Origin of the sequence: Campylobacter sp. CFSAN093249, from assembly GCF_011067895.1 — a bacterium.
GTDB lineage: Bacteria > Campylobacterota > Campylobacteria > Campylobacterales > Campylobacteraceae > Campylobacter_D > Campylobacter_D jejuni.
This window is the reverse complement of the sequence record NZ_JAAMWM010000005.1, coordinates 265,789-284,352: the sequence shown is the minus strand read 5'-3', so window position 1 is coordinate 284,352 and position 18,564 is coordinate 265,789. Positions and strand designations below refer to the sequence as shown.

Below are 18,564 nucleotides of genomic sequence, written 5' to 3'. Positions count from 1 at the left end.
TCAAAATGTTTGAAAAATATTTAAAATCAGCTATATTTTTAGCTCTTTATCCCTTAGCAATGTTAGCTTCTAATTTGCACGAATTTATAGCACTAAGTCAAAATAATGAATCCTATCTCATTAAGCAAATGCAAAGCGAACAAGCAAATTTAGACAAAGAACAAGCTTTTAGAAATTACCTACCCTCTCTTAGTCTAAACTCAGCTTATGTAGCCAACAATAAAGATCGCTTCATTATCGATCCACAAGAAAGTTTATTTGCTAAAGTTTCTCTTAATTTTTTGCTTTTTGATGGGGGTGCTAGAGAGGCTAATTTAAGAGCTTTAGAAAGCAGAGAAAAATTAAGCCTTTTAGACAAAGAACAAAATAAAAATTACCTTGCCCTAAATGCAATCACACTTTATTTTAACACCTTAAGTCTTGAAAAAATTTTACTAGCCAATCAACAAAAAGTATCTTTTTTAAAATCAACTTTTGAAAGATTGCAAAAATTTTACAACGCAGGACTTAGCCCTAAAGATGAACTTGAAAGCATTAAGGCTAAATACCATTTAAGCTTATTAGAGCTCAGTCAAAATGAATTAAAACTTGCCAATATACAAAAAGAGATTAAAATTTTAAGCGATACGGATTTTAAAGTGCAAGGGAATGCTTTTTTAGAAAATCCGCAACAAGAAAAAAGTCAAAACTATGAAGTAATGATAGCTAAAGAACAAATCAATCTTGCTAAAGAAAGCGTAAATTTAGCAAAAGCTGAATATTTTCCAAAATTTTATATTCAAGATAATTTTAACTTTTATAAAAACAATTATAATCCAAAAGTTCCAGCTCCTTTTGCAAATTTAGCGGATCAATTCTTAGAAAAATATTCTCAAGGTAATCAATTTATTTTAGGTATGGAATGGAAAATTTTTGATTTCAATGCAAGGGCGAAAGAAGTTGAAAAAGAGCGTTTAAATGTTCAAATAGCCAATGCAAATGCAAGATTTAGCGAGAGAAAAAATAAAGAAGAATTAAATTATTTAGACAAAAGTTTAAAAGTTTTACAAGAACAAATTTTAGCTCTTAATCTTAGCTTAAATGCTGCAAATTTAGCTTTTGAAAGTGTAGATAAAAAATACCAAGCAGGACTTGTTTCTTATGTAGAATATCTTCAAGCTTTAGAGGTTAAATTTAAAGCACAAAGCGATTTAGAGCTTGCTAAAAATGAATTTGAAATTACTAAAGCAAATTATTATTTTAATGCGGGTATAGATCTTAATTCAAAGGTTAAAGAATGAAAAAAATTCTATTTTTACTTCTTGTTTTTAATTGCGCCTTTGGCGAAGAAATTTACGCAAGTTTCAATGTAGAAGCATCAAAACAAAGCAAACTTGCCCTTGAAAGCATAGGTTTGGTTCAAAAAATTCCTGTAGAAATTGGACAAAAAGTCAACAAAGGAGAACTTTTACTTGCTCTTGATCAAGAAAGTGAAAAAATAGCTCTTCAAAATGCTCAAAATTCTTATCAACTTGCCCTTGTAGAATACGAAAATACCAAAAGTAGGATGCAAAAAATCAAAGCTGTAGAAAATGTTATAGACAAACAAAGCTATGAAGATATGAAAGCTAAGTTTGATGCTGCTAATTTAAATTTAAACAAAGCAAAAATCAATATAGCTTATTATAAAAATATCATGGCAAAAAAAGAATTACGCGCACCTTATGATGCTATTATCGCAAACAAATTTATACAAGTGGGCGAAGGAGTAGGAGGAGTAGCTCAACCTTTAATAGAAATTTTTTCCTATCCACAAAGCAAACTGATTTTAAGTTTTGATGAAAAATATAAAGATAAAGTTAGATTAGGCGATGATTTCTTTTATAAAATCGATCAAAATGGTACAGAATTGAAAGGAAAAATCAGCCTTATTTATCCAAGTATAGAAGTAAAAACAAGAAAAATTTATGCTGAAGTGCAAACCACAAATCTAACACCAGGGCTTTTTGGTGAAGGTAGAATCATCACTAAAGATTAAAAATGTTTAAACTAGCTATAAACCGACCTATTACCGTGCTAATGTTTTTCTTAGCTCTTATGATTTTTGGGCTAATCTCTGCTTTTAGCATGAGTGTAAATTTATTTCCTAATGTTTCCATACCTCTTATAAAAATCACAAGCAAGATAAATGGGGATTTAAATTTCGTAGAATCAAAAGTCACTAAAGAAATAGAAAATGCTTTAAGTGAAATCGATGGAGTAAAGACCATAACCTCAGCTGCATATGATAATTTTAGTGTAAGTGTAGTCGAATTTAAACTGGGTAAAAATCTTGAAGTAGCTGCCAATGATGTGCGTGATAAAATAGGAACTTTAAGCCTACCTTCTAAGCCTGAAATTGAAAAAATCAGTTCAGATTCTGGTTCTGCTATTTCACTTTTTCTATATTCTAAAGATAAATTACAACTCATGCGTGAAATCAATGACAAAATAAAACCTTTTTTGCAAAGAGTTGAAGGAGTAGGTAAAATCGAAGCTAAGGGGTTTTTAGAACCCCAAATTCGCATAGAATTAAAACCAAACGAACTTAGAAAATACAATCTTAACGCCCTTGATGTAGCAAATATCATCAAAAGTCAAAATTTTAAACAAGCCCTAGGCGAACTTAACAACAATCAAGATAACTATATCATCAAAGGCTATTTTGAAGCCACAAATTTAGAAGAACTTAGCAATCTTCGCATAAAAACAGGAGTATTTTTAAGTGATATTGCTAATATTTCAAGCCTTTATGAAGATGAAAAACAAAGTGCTTTATACGAAGGTAAAGAAGGGGTGCTTTTAGAACTCGGAAAAATCACAAATTATAACACCCTTGAAATGATTAAAAATGTCAAAAATGCCTTGCCTATTTTAGAAAAACAAATTCCAAAAGATATAAGCATTAATATGCTTTATGATAAAAGCTTAAATATCCACAAGCACCTTTCTCAAGTGATTTTTGATATGGTTTTGGGGATTTTTCTAACCCTTGTTATCGTGTTTTTATTTTTAAGAAATTTAAGTGCAACTCTCATTGCTTGCATAGCTATACCTACTTCTATCATTTCAACTTTTTTTATTATCGATCTTTTAGGCTATGATTTAAACCGCTTAACTTTTATAGCTTTAACCTTAAGCATAGGAATTTTTATCGATGATGCTATAGTAGTGATTGAAAATATTGCTAAAAAACTAAAAACTTATCCGCCTTTACAAGCTGCTTTTTTAGGTATCAATGAAATAGGTTTTAGCGTTTTAAGCATAAGTATAGTTTTACTTTGTGTTTTTATCCCTATTTCTTATATGAACTCTATATCAGGGCTTTTTTTCAATGCCTTAGGCATAAGCGTTGCAAGTGGGATAGTTATAAGCTTTTTGGTTTCTGTATTTTTAATACCTAGTATTGGGGCAAGATTTTTAAATCCAAAAGAAAACAAGTTTTATGAAAAAACAGAAGCTTTTTTTGAAAAAATAGAGCAAAAGTATGAAAATTTACTCTATAAAATTTTACAAAATAAAGTAAAATTTATCCTAGCCACTCTTGTTTTTATAGGGCTTTCTTTTGCTTTAGCCACTCGCATAGGGCTTGATTTTTTACCTATGGAAGATGATAGTGAAATTCAAGTTTTGCTTGAAAGCAAAAAGGATTTAAGTTTAGAAGCCATGAAAGAAAAAAGTTTAAATTTGCTTGAAAAAATCAAAAATGATAGCAATGTCAAATACGCTTTTTTACTTGTAGGCTATGATGATGCCAAAGATGCTACAAAGGCTAAAATTTATGTTAAACTTAAAAATTTAGACGAAAGAAATTTAAGACAAAGTGCCATAGTAAGTTTATATCGTCAAAAATTTCAAGATGAAAGTTTAAAAATCAAAATTTTAGAACTTCCAAAGATAGAGGGTGCAGGCATTGATGATCCCGTGCAATTTTTAATCTTAGGAGATGATTTAAACACTCTAAAAGAAGCTGCTTCTCAGGCAAAAGAAATTTTAGGCACTAATGCGCGCATTGTAGATATAAGCGATAATGCTAATGCTACAAAAGATGAAGTAGCCTTACACATCAACAAAGAAAAAGCCAAACTTTTAGATGTCAATCCTCAATATATCGCTGGGGTTTTAGGGTATTCTTTCTCGCAACTTAGCGTAGGAAGCATGGATAGAGGCAATTCAAAAGATGATATTATCCTAAGTTTTGCTCCAGAATTTAAAAAAGACATAGAAGCTTTAAAGCGCATTAGCATTAAAAACAACCAAGGTATAAATTTAGAACTTTCAAGCGTGGTGGATTTTATATACAGTAAAGATTTAAAAACTATCAATCGTTACAATAAAAACCGCTCTGTGAAAATCACAGCTGGAGTGAATGATCTTTCCTTAGGAGCGGTGCAAAAACTTTTACTAGATAATATGGATAAAATTTTAAATAACAATCCAAGTCTTAGCTATGCTTTTTCAGGCTTTATCAATCTTTTAGGTGAAACCGTGCAAGGTTTTGCTATGGCAGTAGCGCTTGCTTTTGTTTTAATTTATCTTGTTTTAGCCGCACTTTATGAAAGTTTTATTCTGCCTTTAATCATCATGATAACCATGCCTTTAGCCTTTGGCGGAGCTTCTATAGGGCTTTTTATCACAGGGCATAATTTTTCACTTTTTGTACTTATTGCCATCATCTTACTTTTTGGTATGGTGGGGAAAAATGCTATTTTACTCGTAGATGTAGCTAATAAAAAATGCCATGAAGGTTTAGATCCCGATAAAGCTCTTTTAATCGCTGGAAAATCACGCTTAAGGGCTATATTGATGACAACTTTTGCTATGATTTTTGCTATGCTCCCACTTGCTCTTTCAAGGGGTGCGGGCTATGAAGCTAATTCTCCTATGGCAATAGCCATTATCTTTGGACTTATAAGTTCGACTTTGCTTACCTTACTCGTAGTACCTGCACTTTTTAAATTTTGTTTTAAACTAGATAGCAAATTAAGAAAAATTTATGAGAGAGAAAAATTAAATTAACCAAAATGATTAATTTAATTTTTTTAAGTATTATTCTTATAAAGTGCTTTTAAGTTATCATAGGCGATTTGTATTTTTTCAAACTGTTCTCTTGCGTAAGCTTTTTCTATTGCACTTTTTCCTTGATGAAAATCAGGATGATAAAGTTTTACCAAAATCAAATATTTTTGTCTGATTTCACTAAGATCATTTTGCGGAGTGCATTCTAAAGTATTAAAATAATTACTAAAAAGCTTAGCTAAAGCATTAAATTTCCATTTCATATTTTCTTTATTGTGAATATTTTGGCGAAATTTTTTATACTCTTCGCGGTCAACTTCAAAATTCACGCAATATTTTAAATGCTCGCTCTCATCTGCAAAAGCTTCAAAAAGTTCAAGGGTATTCTCGTTTTTATATTCTAAAATTAGAATATTTGTCATTTCATTATATTCTATATTATGATCTTGAAAATAATTTCTTATATAAGTAATAAATAATTTTTCATTAGAGCTTAACTTCATCAAAATTCTACCCGCAACAAAATCAATCTTGATAAACAACATAGGCTTAAGCATATTATTTTGCTCAAAAATTAATCTAAAAGTTTTAAAATGAGCATCTTGTAAATTCTCTATACCTTCATTTGTGCTTTTACGATATTTTTGATCTAAAACTTTTAAGAAATAACGGCGCTGTGGAATTTCATTTTCTTCAAAAAAAGAAAAAATTTTATTTTTTCGTCCTATGACCTTTGTGAAATTTTTGGTAATCAAGTCTTTAAAATACTGAAATACGCTAATATCATCTGTATTAACATTGATAGTTTCTAAAGTTTGCACGATTTGCATCTATTTCTCCCATAAAACCTCATTTTCAAAAAGCTCTTTAGCGCCTTTTAAAATTTCATTGGGTGTATAATCGGCTTTATAAGATAAAGATTGACACTTTTTTACAAAATACCCAAGATAAATATAATCTAAGTTCATTTTTTTAGCTATTTGTATTTCATTGAGCAAAGAAAATTTGCCCAAAGAAAAATACGAAAAATCAGGATCATAAAAACAATAAATGCTTGAAATTCCATCCTCTAAAATATCAATCAAATCAACACAAACGAGCTTATCTTCTATATAAAATGCAAGCTCATATCCAAAATTCATAAAACCATCGACATAAAGATTATAATACTGTTTAAAGCTTAAATCATAACGCTTCCAGTTCTTTTTTTCTTCCATAAAACGATGGTATTTATCATATAAAAACAAATGTTCATTGCTTAAATTGGGTGTTCTAAGTATAACTTTGGTGTTAATATTTTTATTTACAACCCTTCTTTCACTTCTTGAAAAATTATATTCATTAACTAAAATTCTAAGACTTAAACATTCATCACAATCTTTACAAATAGGGCGTGAAAAATACCTACCAAAACGACGCCAACCTCGTTTTATTAGCTCATTATTGATTTCTTTAGGGCAATTTTCAATGTATTTATACTCTATTCTTGAACGTTTATCCTTTAAGTAAGGACACTGATCTTCAAGAGTACAAAAACCAATCTCAAGCATTAAATTTTCTTAATATCTGTATTTTTGATAAATTCGGAAAATTCATCCTGTAGTTTTTCTTGCTTTAAGAAAATTTCTTGCATTTCCTTATCTATGTTTGTTTCTTGATTTTTTTCGCGAATATCTTTAGCTAGTTTTTCTAAATTTTTTACACTTGCACCACTCTTGCTTGATTTCTTCGCTAATTTTGAAGTATTGGTGTTAGCTTGCATTTCTTTTTTAATACTTTTAAGACTGTCTAAAAAATCCATCTATTATTCCCTACTTTCTCGTATTTTTTTAAGCGTAGCAGCTATTGCAGCTATAACTTCTTCTTTATTTTCTTGATGACGATCTTCTGTTTTTTCTAATAATTCTTGCATATGTGTTTCTATGAAAGAGGTGTCTAAATACCCCCTTCTAAATTCTCTTGTTTTTGTAATGGCAATTAAAAATGGTATTGTTGTTCTAATATCATCAATCACAAATTCCTTCAAAGCACGCTCAAGTTTATTAACCGCTAAATCATAACTTGTTGCTTTAATAATAAGCTTTGCAAGCATGGAATCATAATAAGGCGGCACAGTATAGTCTTTATAAATATGACTATCAACCCTAACAGATGGTCCAAGAGCTGGGTAGTATTCTCCTATTTTTCCAGGACTTGGAATAAAATTTTTCCATACATTTTCAGCAGTAATTCTAGCTTCAATAGCAAAACCCCTAGGTTTAATATCGCTTTGTTCTAAGTCCAAAATTTCTCCTGCTGCAATACGAATTTGTCTTACAATAAGATCAATACCTGTAATTTCTTCAGTAATTGGATGCTCAACTTGAATTCTTGTATTCATTTCCATAAAATAAAAGCGATTATAATCATCAAGCAAAAACTCTATAGTTCCAGCATTTGTATAACCTACAGCCTTAGCAGCTGCCACAGCTGTAACACCCATGGTTTTTCTAAGATTATCTGAAATTCCAGGGCAAGGTGCTATCTCAATTACCTTTTGATGTCTTCTTTGAATAGAACAATCCCTTTCACAAAGATGGATAATATTTCCGTAGTTATCTCCTAAAATTTGAAATTCTATATGTCTGGGATTAACTACATATTTTTCCATAAATACTTCATCATTATTAAAGTATGTTAAAGCTTCTCTTTTGCAAGATTCAAAGGCATTTTCAAGATCTTGTTCTTTATGAACAACGCGAATTCCGCGTCCACCTCCACCACCTGAAGCTTTTAAAATAACAGGATAACCAATCTTCTCAGCAAAAATTTTAATTTCTTCCATGCTATAGGAATTTAATTTTTCAGTCCCTGGAACAATAGGTATGCCATTTTTAGCCATTAACTTACGAGCGATATTTTTATTTCCCATCTTATGGATTACTTCAGATTTTGGACCTATAAAAATAATTCCAGCATCTTCACAAGCCTTAGCAAATTCGTAATTCTCACTTAAAAATCCATAACCAGGATGGATCGCATCAGCACCACAAGCCTTAGCAATCTCGACAATACGAGCAACATCTAAATATCCTCTTATAGCATCCGTTCCTATGCGATAAGCCTCATCTGCGATTTTTACATGCAAACATTCACGATCAGGCTCTGTAAAAACTGCAACACTTTTAATATGTAAATCTCTACAAGCACGGATTACTCTAACAGCTATTTCAGCTCTATTTGCTATGAGAATTTTATGGATTTGATTCATAATTTGCCTTTTTTGTTATATTTTTATTGTTAATTTTAGCAAATTTTCCTTACAAAAACTTAGCAAAAAATTTAATTTATTTTAGTTATAATAAAACTTTTTAAAATTTTAATTCCAATAAAGAAAAGTTATAATTATAATGGTTGCTGATAAAAGATTATTTTATTTAAGTTGTATTTTAATCACCATAGGAATAGTATTTTCATACTCTCTTACAGCTTTTACTGTTCTTTTTCTTGACTATAGCGAGTTTCATTTTTTTATTCGTCAGCTTTTTTTTGGAATTAGTGGCATACTTATAATGTTTTTTATTTCTCGATTGGATCCTGATAAAGCACTTTCTAAAAAAATTATTTTAGCTATTTTGATTATTTCTTTTATCTTTATCATCATTTTGCCATTTTTACCTTCTGCATTAGCAACAGCTAGCGGAGGAGCTAAACGCTGGATACGCTTAGGCCCACTCTCTATCTCTCCTGTGGAATTTTTTAAAATAGGATTGATTTATTTTTTAGCATGGAGCTATACAAGGCGTATTGATGATAGTAAAAAAGCTATCAGACACGAGGCTTTAATTCTTCTGCCTTATTGTATCTTAGCTTCTATAGTTATAGGATATATTTATATCACTCAAAACGATTTAGGACAAAGTGTAATTTCTTTCTTTTTGATTCTAGCTTTAGCTTTTTTTGCAGGAGCTAGTAAAAGACTTTTTGCTTTTGGAACTTTAATCATTATGATGATAGGTATAATGGTAATTTTTAGCAACCAAAGAAGAATTCAAAGAATCGCTTCTTGGTGGGGAAATATACAAGATGCTTTTTTACCTATGCTTCCTGATTGGCTGGCAAATGCTTTAAGAGTAAGTAGCAACAGCGAGCCTTATCAAATTTCACACTCTTTAAATGCTATAGCCCATGGAGGAATGTTTGGCGAAGGCTTAGGACTTGGAACTTTTAAATTAGGCTTTTTAAGTGAAGTGCATACTGACTTTGTTCTTTCAGGAATTACTGAAGAAATAGGACTCTTAGGTCTTGGGGTTATTTGCTATATTTATCTTTGGATGATTTTAAGAATTTTTAGAATTGCAGGAAGATGTGAAGCTAAACAAGATTTTATTTTTTGTTCAGGCATAGCCTTACTTTTACTTTTTTCTTTCTTTATGAATGCTTTTGGTATTATTTCTCTTACTCCACTAAAAGGTGTAGCGGTTCCACTTTTAAGCTATGGAGGAAGTTCAATGTGGGCAATTTGCATAGGCATAGGATATGTATTAATGATTTCAAAAAAGGTTAAATTATGACAATAGCTTTAACAGGTGGTGGAACTGGAGGACATTTGGCCATAGTGCGTTGCTTATTAGAAAGTGCGATTAAAAAAAATATAGAATGTGTATACATAGGTAGTCAAAATGGTCAAGATAAAGCTTGGTTTGAAAATGAAGTACGCTTTAAGGAAAAATTTTTTTTAAGCTCTAAAGGAGTGGTTAATCAAAGCAAATTTGACAAAATCAGTTCTTTACTCCACACCTTAAAACTCTCCAAAGATTGTAGAGAAATTTTTAAAAAATACCACATCCAAGCCGTTTTTAGTGTAGGTGGATACAGTGCAGCTCCTGCATCTTTTGCGGCTTTATTCTCACATTTGCCTCTTTTTATACATGAACAAAATTCAAAAAGCGGCTCTTTAAATATGCTTTTAAAACCTTTCGCTACAAAATTTTTTAGCGCCTTTGAAAAAGAAATTAGCCCTTATCCTGTAGCAGATAAATTTTTTGATAATGCTAGGATTCGCAAAGAATTAAAAAATATTATTTTCTTAGGAGGATCACAAGGAGCTAGCTTTATAAACGAACTAGCTTTAAATTTAGCACCAAAACTTCAAGAACAAAATATCAAAATCATCCATCAATGTGGAAAAAATGATTTTGAAAAGTGCAAAAAACATTATCAAAGCTTAAATATCCAAGCTGATATTTTTGATTTTAGTTTAAATTTGGAAGAAAAAATGAAAAATGCAGATCTAGCTATATCAAGAGCAGGTGCAAGTACTCTTTTTGAACTTTGTGCTAATACTTTGCCCACTATTTTTATACCTTATCCTTATGCAGCTAAAAATCATCAATACTTTAATGCTAAATTTTTACAAGATCAAGCTTTATGTCAAATTTTTATGCAAAACTCTATTAATCTTGATGAATTTTTTAAGTCAATATTAAAACTAAATCTAGAAAATATTTCTACAAGATTGCAAAATATAACCCAAAAAAATGGCGCAGATATGCTAATCCAAAAAGCTTTATTTGATAATTTGACTTTTATAAGATAAATATCCAAAGATATTTACTAAAATTCCAACAAAAACTAACATCAAAATAGCAAATGAAAAATTTTCAAATTTGTCATGCAAAAAACCTATAATCCATTGTCCTTGTGCTGCAATTAAATATCCAAAACCCTGAGCTAAAGCAGAAAGTCTCGCTGCTATTTGAGCATTAGAGCTTTTTTGTGCAATAAAAAGCAACGCAATGCCAAAAACTCCACCCCATGGAAAACCCATGATAAAAGCACTGATAATAATAGAAATTTTACTATCAAAAATAAAGAGCATACCAAAAGCGATCACATACATACTGCACAAACCTGCTATGTAAAAAGTATGTAAATTTTGTCTTAATTTTCCTAAAAGTAAAGGGCCAAAAAGAGACACTGGAGCTGCAACAAGTTGAGCAAATAAAACCATACTTGTAGAAAATTCTTTATCAAATCCTTTTTCTACAACAATTTGAACATACCAAAAAAACAAAGAATAAGCTAAAAAACTTTGAAATCCCATAAAAAGAGTAATTTTCCAAGTTGTTAAATTTATAAAAAGATTGATTTTTTTATGAGCTTTTTTCTTAATGCGAAAAAATCTACCATTTTTAGCTTGAGGATAGTAAACTACTAAAGCTACAAAAGAAAAAATAGCCCAGAAAAACATAGCTCCAGCTAAATCAAATACACTAAGCAAAGGTATAGCTAAAGCAATACCCATAATCGAAGAAATACTCAAAACAAGACTATAAATTCCCATTATACTTGCCATTTTTTTTGGAAATTTTTCTTTAATAAAACTAGGAAGTAAAACATTTGCAATTGCTATACCACAGCCCATTGCTAACATTCCTAAAAATAAGCCATATACACCAAAATAAGAACGAATAATTTCGCCTAAAAAAATTAAAAAAATTCCAAAAACAATAGCACGAATAGGAGAAAAATACCCCACAATAAAAGAAATACTTCCAAAAGCTATCAAAGGAAGACTTGTAAGTATGCCTGCTACGGTTGAGTTTAAATAATACTTATCTTTAATAATATCAATAATAGGCCCCACTGCAGTAATTGGGGCTCTAAGATTAAAAGCTACAATAATAACAATAATAACATTAATCCAAAATATCTTTTTAAAAGAAGCCATAAAAGCCTTATTTGTTAAGTTCTACTTTGAATATTTTACCTTCTGCCATCTTAGGAATCCATAAAATATTACCTTCAATAAATATATCTGCAGGACCTTTCATCAAAGGAAGTTCAAGTTTTACAGATTTAACATTATCTAAATTATAAATATATCCATTTAGATTATTTCCCCAAGAACTTACCAATAAACCATCTTTATAAGGAACTATTCCATCATAAGATTCTTTTTCATTTTTAATTATACTGAGTTCTTTTGTATTTAAATCATAAGCCATTACAACACCGCCACTTACACCATCAGGATGATAACCAGCTATAAAAAGCTTATGTTTTTTTCTATCTAGATATAACCCATTTGGACCGCCAAATTTTGCTAAATCAAGTTTTAATAATTCATCATATTGCTTAGTTTTTAAATCAACCTTTAAAATAAGCCCTGTGCCAGTATCGCTAACCAAAAGCGTATTGTCGTCTAATTTTTCTATGTCATTTAAAAAGATTGCACCTTTAATAGGTAAATTAAAAATTTCTTTTTTAGTTTTAAGATCAAAACCGCGTAAAACATCGATATCTACCACATAAAGAGTTTTTCCAATCTCCATCATGCCTTTTGGTGCATTAAGATGGGTTAAAAATTTATATTCTAGCACTTTGCCATTTTTATCAAGCTTAGAAATAAATCCATCATTATCTTTCGCCAAAGGTTCAAGTTTTTCTCCTACATTAGATACATAAACATAGTTTTTATCTACAAAAATACTTTCAGGGCTTTTAAAACCATCAAATTCTTGATATTTTAATTCACTTGCACCAAGCAAACTTCCAAGAAGCGCTAAACTTAAAACATATTTTTTCATATTTTCTCCTTTATTTAAAAATATTTTCATTGAATTATATTTATTTAGATAAAAAAAATGTGCTAGTTTTTTGATAAAAAATACAAGTTTTTTGTTTTTTGATATTGCTTAGGAGTTTGCTCATATTTCTCTTTAAATCTTTCAATAAACCAAGCTACCGAAGAAAAAGCGCACTCATTAGCTATTTCATTGATATTTTTTTTAGAAAATTTAAGTAAAATCTTTGCTTTTTGCAACCTTTTTTCATCTAACCATTTTTTAGGACTTTGTCCAAAACATTTCTTAAATTCTTTAGAAAAAGTTGCTAAATCTAATTTCGCAAAATTAGACATTTCATTTACGCTTAAAAATTCTCTACCACAATACTCAAAAAGCTGGGAAAGATCAAGGCGAAATTCTTTTAAAATTCCTGATAAAAAACTAATAAAATAAATATTCTTATTTAAAAGCAAATGTAAAAAAATCTCTTCAAATTTCAAACTCACTATAGGATCTAAAATTTGCGTATTTTCTTCAAAATGCGGTGAAAAACTTTCCAAAATTCCTTGCAAAATCTTATCATTTTTTACCCAAAAAATTTCATAGTTTTGAAACTTTTGATCTAGTTTAAAAAAATCTTTATACTTATAAATAAGCTCAATTAAAAATGCATTGTCAAAAAAAAATAAATAAGCTTCATAAACTCCTTTACTAAGTCCTACATTGCTTAAAGTATAGCTCCCAGCTTTTAAAAACAAAGTTTCATAAGAGTTAATCTTATAATCTTTTGATGCAGTGTGTAAAATTTTATATCCTTTGCGAACAAAAGTTAAAAGATGACTTCCTACATTAACAAAAGTAGAATGCGAAGTATCCGTTTGTGTATATTTAGCAAAAGTGCAAGATTTAATTTTTTTATAATTGACACCTTTTAATTGCTTTAAATCTTCTGGTAAAGAAAGAATTTTATTCATCGTAAATTTTGCCTACATTCTAAAAGATACTTTTTAAGATCTTTTTCTTTCATTAAAATTTCACGCATGCAAACACCTACTACATTTATATCTTTAAAATTTTCTATATTTTGAGCATTGATACCGCCTATAGCATAAAGTGGAATTTGACTAAATTCAAGCAAGGATTTTAAAAAATCAATCCCTTTAGGTTCTAAACCCATCTTGCAAGAACTTTCAAAAATATGCCCTACAAAAGCATAATTTACCTTATAGCTCATCGCCTCTAAAAGCTCTTCTTTGCTATGGACTGAAGTACCAAGTATATGAAAATATTTTGTTAATTTAGGTTCTTTTCTTAGCAAAGAAAGCGGTGCGTGAAAATAACGATGTCCCAATTTTAAACACTCCCTATCAAAAAAATGCAAAAAACAAGTCACTTTTTGCTTTGCGCAAATGCTTAAAACTTCTTTTGCTAAGTCATAATACTCAAATTCGCTTAAATCTTTTTCTCTTAAAACTATAGCATCTACCTTAGCCTTAGCAAGTTTTTCAATCTGCTTTAAAAAGTCTATTTCTACACATTTTCTATCGCTTATGGCGATGATTTTTTTATCCCACATAGATACTATCGCTCATCACAGCTTGTAAATTGGATCTTTTAAGCATAGCTAAAATTTCATCTACGCTTCTATCATCTGAAATTTCAAACTGCTCATCACCCTTTTTCTCACCCTTATGCTCACCTATACCCACACTCACTCCTGCACTCATTTTAGTAGCACCAAGCTTGATAACCTCATCTCTAAAACCTATTCTTTCACGACTTGAAATGGTAATGCCCGCAAAAGGCAAAAAGAGTCTATAAGCACAAAGTACTTGCAAAAGGCGTTTTTCACTTACATCTTTAGGATGGATTTTGGCATTATTGATAATAGGTCTTAAACGCGGCACTGAAATAGAAATTTCAGCATGCGAATAAGCTTGTTGTAAAAAATGTGCATGAAGCGCCGTAGCAAGAGCGTCTTTTCTAAAATCATCTATACCCAAAAGTGCCGCAAAAGCCACTCCACGCATACCCGCTTTTAAAGCTCTTTCTTGAGCATTAAAGCGATAAGGAAAAATGCGTTTTTCACCAGCTAAATGAATTTTAGAATATTTTAGAGGATTGTAAGTTTCTTGAAAAACAGTCACATAATCACAACCCTTTTCATGCAAAATTTTATATTCATCTTCATTCATAGGATAAATTTCAACGCCCACAACCTTAAAATACTCTCTAGCTATTTTACAAGCATTTGCTATATATTCTACACTTGCAAACTCCCTGCCCTCGCCTGTTAGCATTAAAATTTCTTCTAAACCACTTTTAGCAATGGCTTGCATTTCTTCGTGAATTTCAGCTTCATTTAGCTTAGCTCTTGCGATTTTATTACCTTTTTGAAAACCACAATAAACACATTTAGAATTACAATAATTTGACAAATAAAGTGGGGTAAAAAGAGAGATAGAATTTCCAAAATATTTTTGCTTGACTTTAGCGGATTTAAAGGCTAATTCTTCTATGAAATCTTCTGCTGCACTTGAAAGCAAGGCTTTTAAATGCTCTATGCTTAAATGTGTTTGATTTAAAGCATTTTTAACATCTTTAGCGCTAAATTGACTCTCATCATAGCTTTGAACTTGACTTAAAACCTTATTTAAAATTTCGCTTTTTATTTCCTGCATGTGAGGTAAATACTGCATATAATCTTGCATAATCAATCCCTTAAAAAGCCTGTTAATGGAGAACTTGCTTTAGCTTTACTCACACTTGCCAAACCTGCCAAAAAAGCCGCTCTTCCCGCATTTACTGCCAAAGAAAAAGCTTTAGCCATCAAGGCTATATCTTTAGCTTCAGCTATGGCTGTATTTACCATCACCGCACTTACTCCCATTTGCATAGCTTCACAAGCTTGTGAAGGACTTCCAATACCCGCATCTACAATGATAGGCAAATCAATTTCATTAAGCAAAATTTGTATAAATTCCTTAGCACATAAGCCTTTATTGCTCCCAATAGGTGCTGCTAAAGGCATGATAGCCGCAGCTCCTGCATCACGCATAGCTTTAGCTGCGTAAAGATCAGCATGCATGTAAGGTAGAGGTGTAAAACCCTCTTTAGCTAAAAGCTCGCAAGCTTTAATCGTTTCATAATTATCAGGCAGCAAATACCTACTATCACTTATCACTTCTATCTTGATAAGTTCTCCACAACCAAGCTCTTTTGAAAGCCTTGCAATGCGTAAGGCTTCTTCGGCGTTTCTTGCGCCTGAAGTGTTGGGTAAAAGTGTGATATTTTTAGGGATATAATCAAGTATATTAGCAATTTCCCCTGTATTTGCACGGCGTAAGGCTAGAGTGATAATCTGTGTTTTAGCTTCTTCTATAGCTGATTTTATAAGCTCTAGCGAATATTTTCCAGAACCTAAAATAAATCTTGAATCAAACTCGTATTTGCCTATTTTTAATTTATCGTTTTTTAAATTTTCTTGCATTTTTACTCCTTATTTGCTAAAAGCTCTAAAACAAGGTTACTTTGATGTCCTGCGCAAATATTTACCCTTGGCGCCATAAGTCCATTTCCTAGCTTAGCACCATTTACCAAATCCCCACACACATAGAAATTTTTAGCAATTTTTCTTGTTTGTATGCTGTTGCTATCACCATAGCCCGCAAGCCCTGAAGCACAGATTAAAACACTATCTTTGTAAAATCTATGAAAATTTTGCGCTATCATCGCTTTTGCGATAGCACTATCAAAGGCTTCACAAACTATATCTATATCTTTAAACAAAGATTTTAAATTATCCTCATCGATTTTTAAGGTACAAATTTCAACGCTGATATAAGGATTAATTTCGCTAATTTGCTCTTTTAAAGCTTCGGTTTTAAACTTGCCCAAATCACTTACACGATAAGCCTGACGATTTAAATTACTAGGCTCAATCACATCAAAATCAATCAACTTTAAATACCCCACTCCACTTCTTGCCAAATTTATCGCTATATGTGATCCAAGTCCGCCTAAACCACACACCGCCACGCGCCCATTTTTAAGTTTATCGTGAAGCTTTGGTGTATGTCTTGCCCTCATCATAGCATCTAGTGCGTCTTTTGGAGGTAAAGTATTTTTTTCTATACAAAAAAGCTCATCATTTTCATTTAAAGCGATATTCTCTTTTGTTGCAAAACCATTGATAATCCATACATCATTTTCATTTTTGCTGATATTTTCAAAAAATTCCAAACTTGTTTTAAAGTCTGTATCAAGTTCTTTGCCATTGAATTTTACTCTCATCATCCACCTCCTACAAAACTTACGATTTCAGCTTTATCGTTTTCTTTTAAAATCAAATTTTCAAATTCACTCTTAGGTATAATCTCTCCATTTAATTCCAAGGCGATAAGTTCTATTTTCAAGCCTTTTTCTTTGATAAAATCCATAAATTTAAGCTCTTTTAACTCAAGCTTTTGTCCATTGATAATCATATTTTTCCTTGTATTTGCTCTTCTACTTTAATTTTTGCATTATCTAATAATTGTTTAGATTTTTTCCTTAAATTAAAGCTTTCTTGTATATATTTTGCAATTTTTTCTTGAGTTGTAGAATCTATTTTAGGGATAAGGATATTTTGCATATCTATTGAAGAAAGATTTGTTTGAACCCCACCTGTACCAATTCTCTCAAATTGCATTTTACAAATAAAAGAATTTAAAAGCAATACCAAAACATCACTATTAAAATTTTTAATCGAAATTTTTAAAATCCTTTGATTAACCATAGCTGATATATCATCTCTAACCACACAAGACAAACCAATGCTACCAGACATAGAAATTAAAATATCACCTTTTTTTATTTTATCTTTAGGGCTTAAATTATAAGCTTCATTTTTAAGATAGATAACATTGCTTAAATCTAGCGTAGCATTTTTTATATTATTAATCCTAATTAATACAAGCTCTCCAACATCTTGGTAGTCATCACTTGAAAATGCAAAACCACTTGAAATATCATTAACTAAATCTTTTAAATTACAAAAGCCATCTTTATAACTTCTAATCATCTTTTCTATGTCTTCATATTTACTTTGATAATATTCAGAATCCAATCTTCCTGTTTTTAGAAAAGATTCTTTTAATGTGTGTATAGAGATATTTGGTGAGTTTGTAGGATTATTTGTTTTAGAATCTAGCAAACTTTGCAATGGATTCTTTGGATCAAGTCCTAACTCAAGGTATAAAGTTTCCTCTGCTTTTTTATATAACTCCTTACTTTCTTCTAATGCCTTATGAGAATCTTTTACCAAATTTTGAATTTCTAACTGAAATTTCATAGGGAAAATGGGAATTTTAATTTCTTTTAATTCTTCAGGATTTACATTTGTTTGATTAATTGATGGTCTAGCCCTTCTTCTTATCTCTTTTTTACCAATATGCGTATTTAAAAAAACTGTAAGATACTCTGGCAACAGAATTTCCTTATTGCAAACAAGCCTTACTAAATATGAAGCAAAAACAAAGTTTTCTCTATTGTTATAAAAAATTCCTGTTCTGCCCACAAACTCATAGGAATTTGTTCTATTAAACAAAACATCTCCATAATTTAACCTAAAAGTTTGCAATTCATTTTTATCAATTAAAGCATATTTTTTGACTTCAAAATTACAAAGCATATTATCAATGTCATTCATTCTATAAATAGGGACACCATCGCCCCCTTCATTCATATTTATTGAAATACCATATTGAGATTTTAATAAACATTCTCCTATTTTTTTATAGTTCAACTTATTGTTATAGATAAGCTTCATTGTCCAAAAACTATCATCTATGCGAAAATCTATATTTTTTTTCACTTCACTAAGCTTTAATACACTTACTTCTAAATGTGGATATTTTTCCTGCAAAGTTTGGTTTAGATTCATTTTATTCCTTTTTTTTATTTCAATCTAAGTAAAAAATATTTATAATTATAAAGC

18 protein-coding genes are annotated in these 18,564 nt (G+C 30.4%); 5 read left to right on the top strand and 13 right to left on the bottom strand.

From position 1 onward, the window contains the following. The first annotated feature begins 5 nt into the window (after positions 1 to 5). From cmeD to cmeF, 3 genes are read left to right on the top strand one after another with little or no spacing between them, the layout of a single operon-like run. A complete protein-coding gene (cmeD, locus tag FBF10_RS05260; protein WP_165433901.1) occupies positions 6 to 1,280 on the top strand; it encodes a multidrug efflux RND transporter outer membrane subunit CmeD in 1,275 nt (424 codons plus the stop codon). Then, positions 1,277 to 2,017 carry a multidrug efflux RND transporter periplasmic adaptor subunit CmeE gene (gene cmeE / locus FBF10_RS05255; RefSeq protein WP_002853727.1) on the top strand — a complete coding sequence of 247 codons (741 nt, stop codon included), beginning with the start codon at positions 1,277 to 1,279 and terminating at the stop codon, positions 2,015 to 2,017. The genes cmeD and cmeE overlap by 4 nt, the downstream gene beginning before the upstream one ends. 2 nt (positions 2,018 to 2,019) lie before the next feature. After that, the gene (gene cmeF, locus FBF10_RS05250) at positions 2,020 to 5,037 is read left to right on the top strand and encodes a multidrug efflux RND transporter permease subunit CmeF (protein WP_002868659.1); all 3,018 of its coding nucleotides are present in this window, start codon (positions 2,020 to 2,022) and stop codon (positions 5,035 to 5,037) included. A 23-nt stretch (positions 5,038 to 5,060) separates the two neighbouring features. On the opposite strand, the gene FBF10_RS05245 is transcribed toward cmeF, so the two are convergent. From FBF10_RS05245 to FBF10_RS05230, 4 genes are read right to left on the bottom strand one after another with little or no spacing between them, the layout of a single operon-like run. Continuing rightward, positions 5,061 to 5,867, bottom strand: coding sequence for an adenylosuccinate lyase (locus FBF10_RS05245; RefSeq protein WP_002852998.1), 807 nt, complete (start codon positions 5,865 to 5,867; stop codon positions 5,061 to 5,063). Then, positions 5,868 to 6,587 (bottom strand): arginyltransferase, encoded by a 720-nt coding sequence (locus FBF10_RS05240; protein WP_002888267.1) that lies wholly within the window; start codon positions 6,585 to 6,587, stop codon positions 5,868 to 5,870. Continuing rightward, positions 6,587 to 6,838, bottom strand: a complete 252-nt coding sequence (locus FBF10_RS05235; RefSeq protein ID WP_002853000.1) for a hypothetical protein — start codon at positions 6,836 to 6,838, stop codon at positions 6,587 to 6,589. The genes FBF10_RS05240 and FBF10_RS05235 overlap by 1 nt, the downstream gene beginning before the upstream one ends. Positions 6,839 to 6,841: 3 nt before the next feature. After that, entirely contained in the window at positions 6,842 to 8,287 is a 1,446-nt protein-coding gene (locus FBF10_RS05230; protein WP_002856595.1) for an acetyl-CoA carboxylase subunit A, read from the bottom strand. A gap of 139 nt (positions 8,288 to 8,426) precedes the next feature. On the opposite strand from FBF10_RS05230, the gene ftsW reads away from it, so the two are divergent. After that, positions 8,427 to 9,590: a putative lipid II flippase FtsW gene (gene ftsW, locus FBF10_RS05225; protein WP_002853553.1), complete on the top strand. Its 1,164-nt coding sequence runs from the start codon at positions 8,427 to 8,429 to the stop codon at positions 9,588 to 9,590. Next, positions 9,587 to 10,615: an undecaprenyldiphospho-muramoylpentapeptide beta-N-acetylglucosaminyltransferase gene (gene murG / locus FBF10_RS05220; protein ID WP_002852970.1), complete on the top strand. Its 1,029-nt coding sequence runs from the start codon at positions 9,587 to 9,589 to the stop codon at positions 10,613 to 10,615. The genes ftsW and murG overlap by 4 nt, the downstream gene beginning before the upstream one ends. On the opposite strand, the gene FBF10_RS05215 is transcribed toward murG, so the two are convergent. The 9 genes from FBF10_RS05215 to FBF10_RS05175 all read right to left on the bottom strand — a co-directional run bounded on the left by FBF10_RS05215 (position 10,586) and on the right by FBF10_RS05175 (position 18,510). After that, entirely contained in the window at positions 10,586 to 11,749 is a 1,164-nt protein-coding gene (locus FBF10_RS05215; protein ID WP_020247016.1) for a CynX/NimT family MFS transporter, read from the bottom strand. The genes murG and FBF10_RS05215 overlap by 30 nt on opposite strands. A gap of 7 nt (positions 11,750 to 11,756) precedes the next feature. Continuing rightward, positions 11,757 to 12,608: an ATP-binding protein gene (locus tag FBF10_RS05210; protein WP_002918514.1), complete on the bottom strand. Its 852-nt coding sequence runs from the start codon at positions 12,606 to 12,608 to the stop codon at positions 11,757 to 11,759. A 62-nt stretch (positions 12,609 to 12,670) separates the two neighbouring features. Next, on the bottom strand, positions 12,671 to 13,561 hold the full coding sequence (locus FBF10_RS05205; protein WP_002852985.1) for an AraC family transcriptional regulator: 891 nt from the start codon (positions 13,559 to 13,561) through the stop codon (positions 12,671 to 12,673). Continuing rightward, complete coding sequence (locus FBF10_RS05200) at positions 13,558 to 14,163, bottom strand: thiamine phosphate synthase (RefSeq protein ID WP_002852949.1); 606 nt, start codon at positions 14,161 to 14,163, stop codon at positions 13,558 to 13,560. The genes FBF10_RS05205 and FBF10_RS05200 overlap by 4 nt, the downstream gene beginning before the upstream one ends. Further along, a complete protein-coding gene (thiH, locus tag FBF10_RS05195; RefSeq protein WP_002852974.1) occupies positions 14,153 to 15,298 on the bottom strand; it encodes a 2-iminoacetate synthase ThiH in 1,146 nt (381 codons plus the stop codon). Before thiH ends, FBF10_RS05200 begins: the two co-directional genes overlap by 11 nt. Before the next feature lie 2 nt (positions 15,299 to 15,300). Continuing rightward, positions 15,301 to 16,077 (bottom strand): thiazole synthase, encoded by a 777-nt coding sequence (locus FBF10_RS05190; RefSeq protein ID WP_020247017.1) that lies wholly within the window; start codon positions 16,075 to 16,077, stop codon positions 15,301 to 15,303. Positions 16,078 to 16,079: 2 nt separating this feature from the next. Continuing rightward, positions 16,080 to 16,883, bottom strand: coding sequence for a thiamine biosynthesis protein ThiF (gene thiF, locus FBF10_RS05185; RefSeq protein ID WP_014516791.1), 804 nt, complete (start codon positions 16,881 to 16,883; stop codon positions 16,080 to 16,082). Continuing rightward, positions 16,880 to 17,071: a sulfur carrier protein ThiS gene (thiS, locus tag FBF10_RS05180; protein WP_002853007.1), complete on the bottom strand. Its 192-nt coding sequence runs from the start codon at positions 17,069 to 17,071 to the stop codon at positions 16,880 to 16,882. Before thiS ends, thiF begins: the two co-directional genes overlap by 4 nt. Next, on the bottom strand, positions 17,068 to 18,510 hold the full coding sequence (locus FBF10_RS05175) for a restriction endonuclease subunit S (protein WP_052803904.1): 1,443 nt from the start codon (positions 18,508 to 18,510) through the stop codon (positions 17,068 to 17,070). The genes thiS and FBF10_RS05175 overlap by 4 nt, the downstream gene beginning before the upstream one ends. Between the last annotated feature and the right edge of the window lie 54 nt (positions 18,511 to 18,564).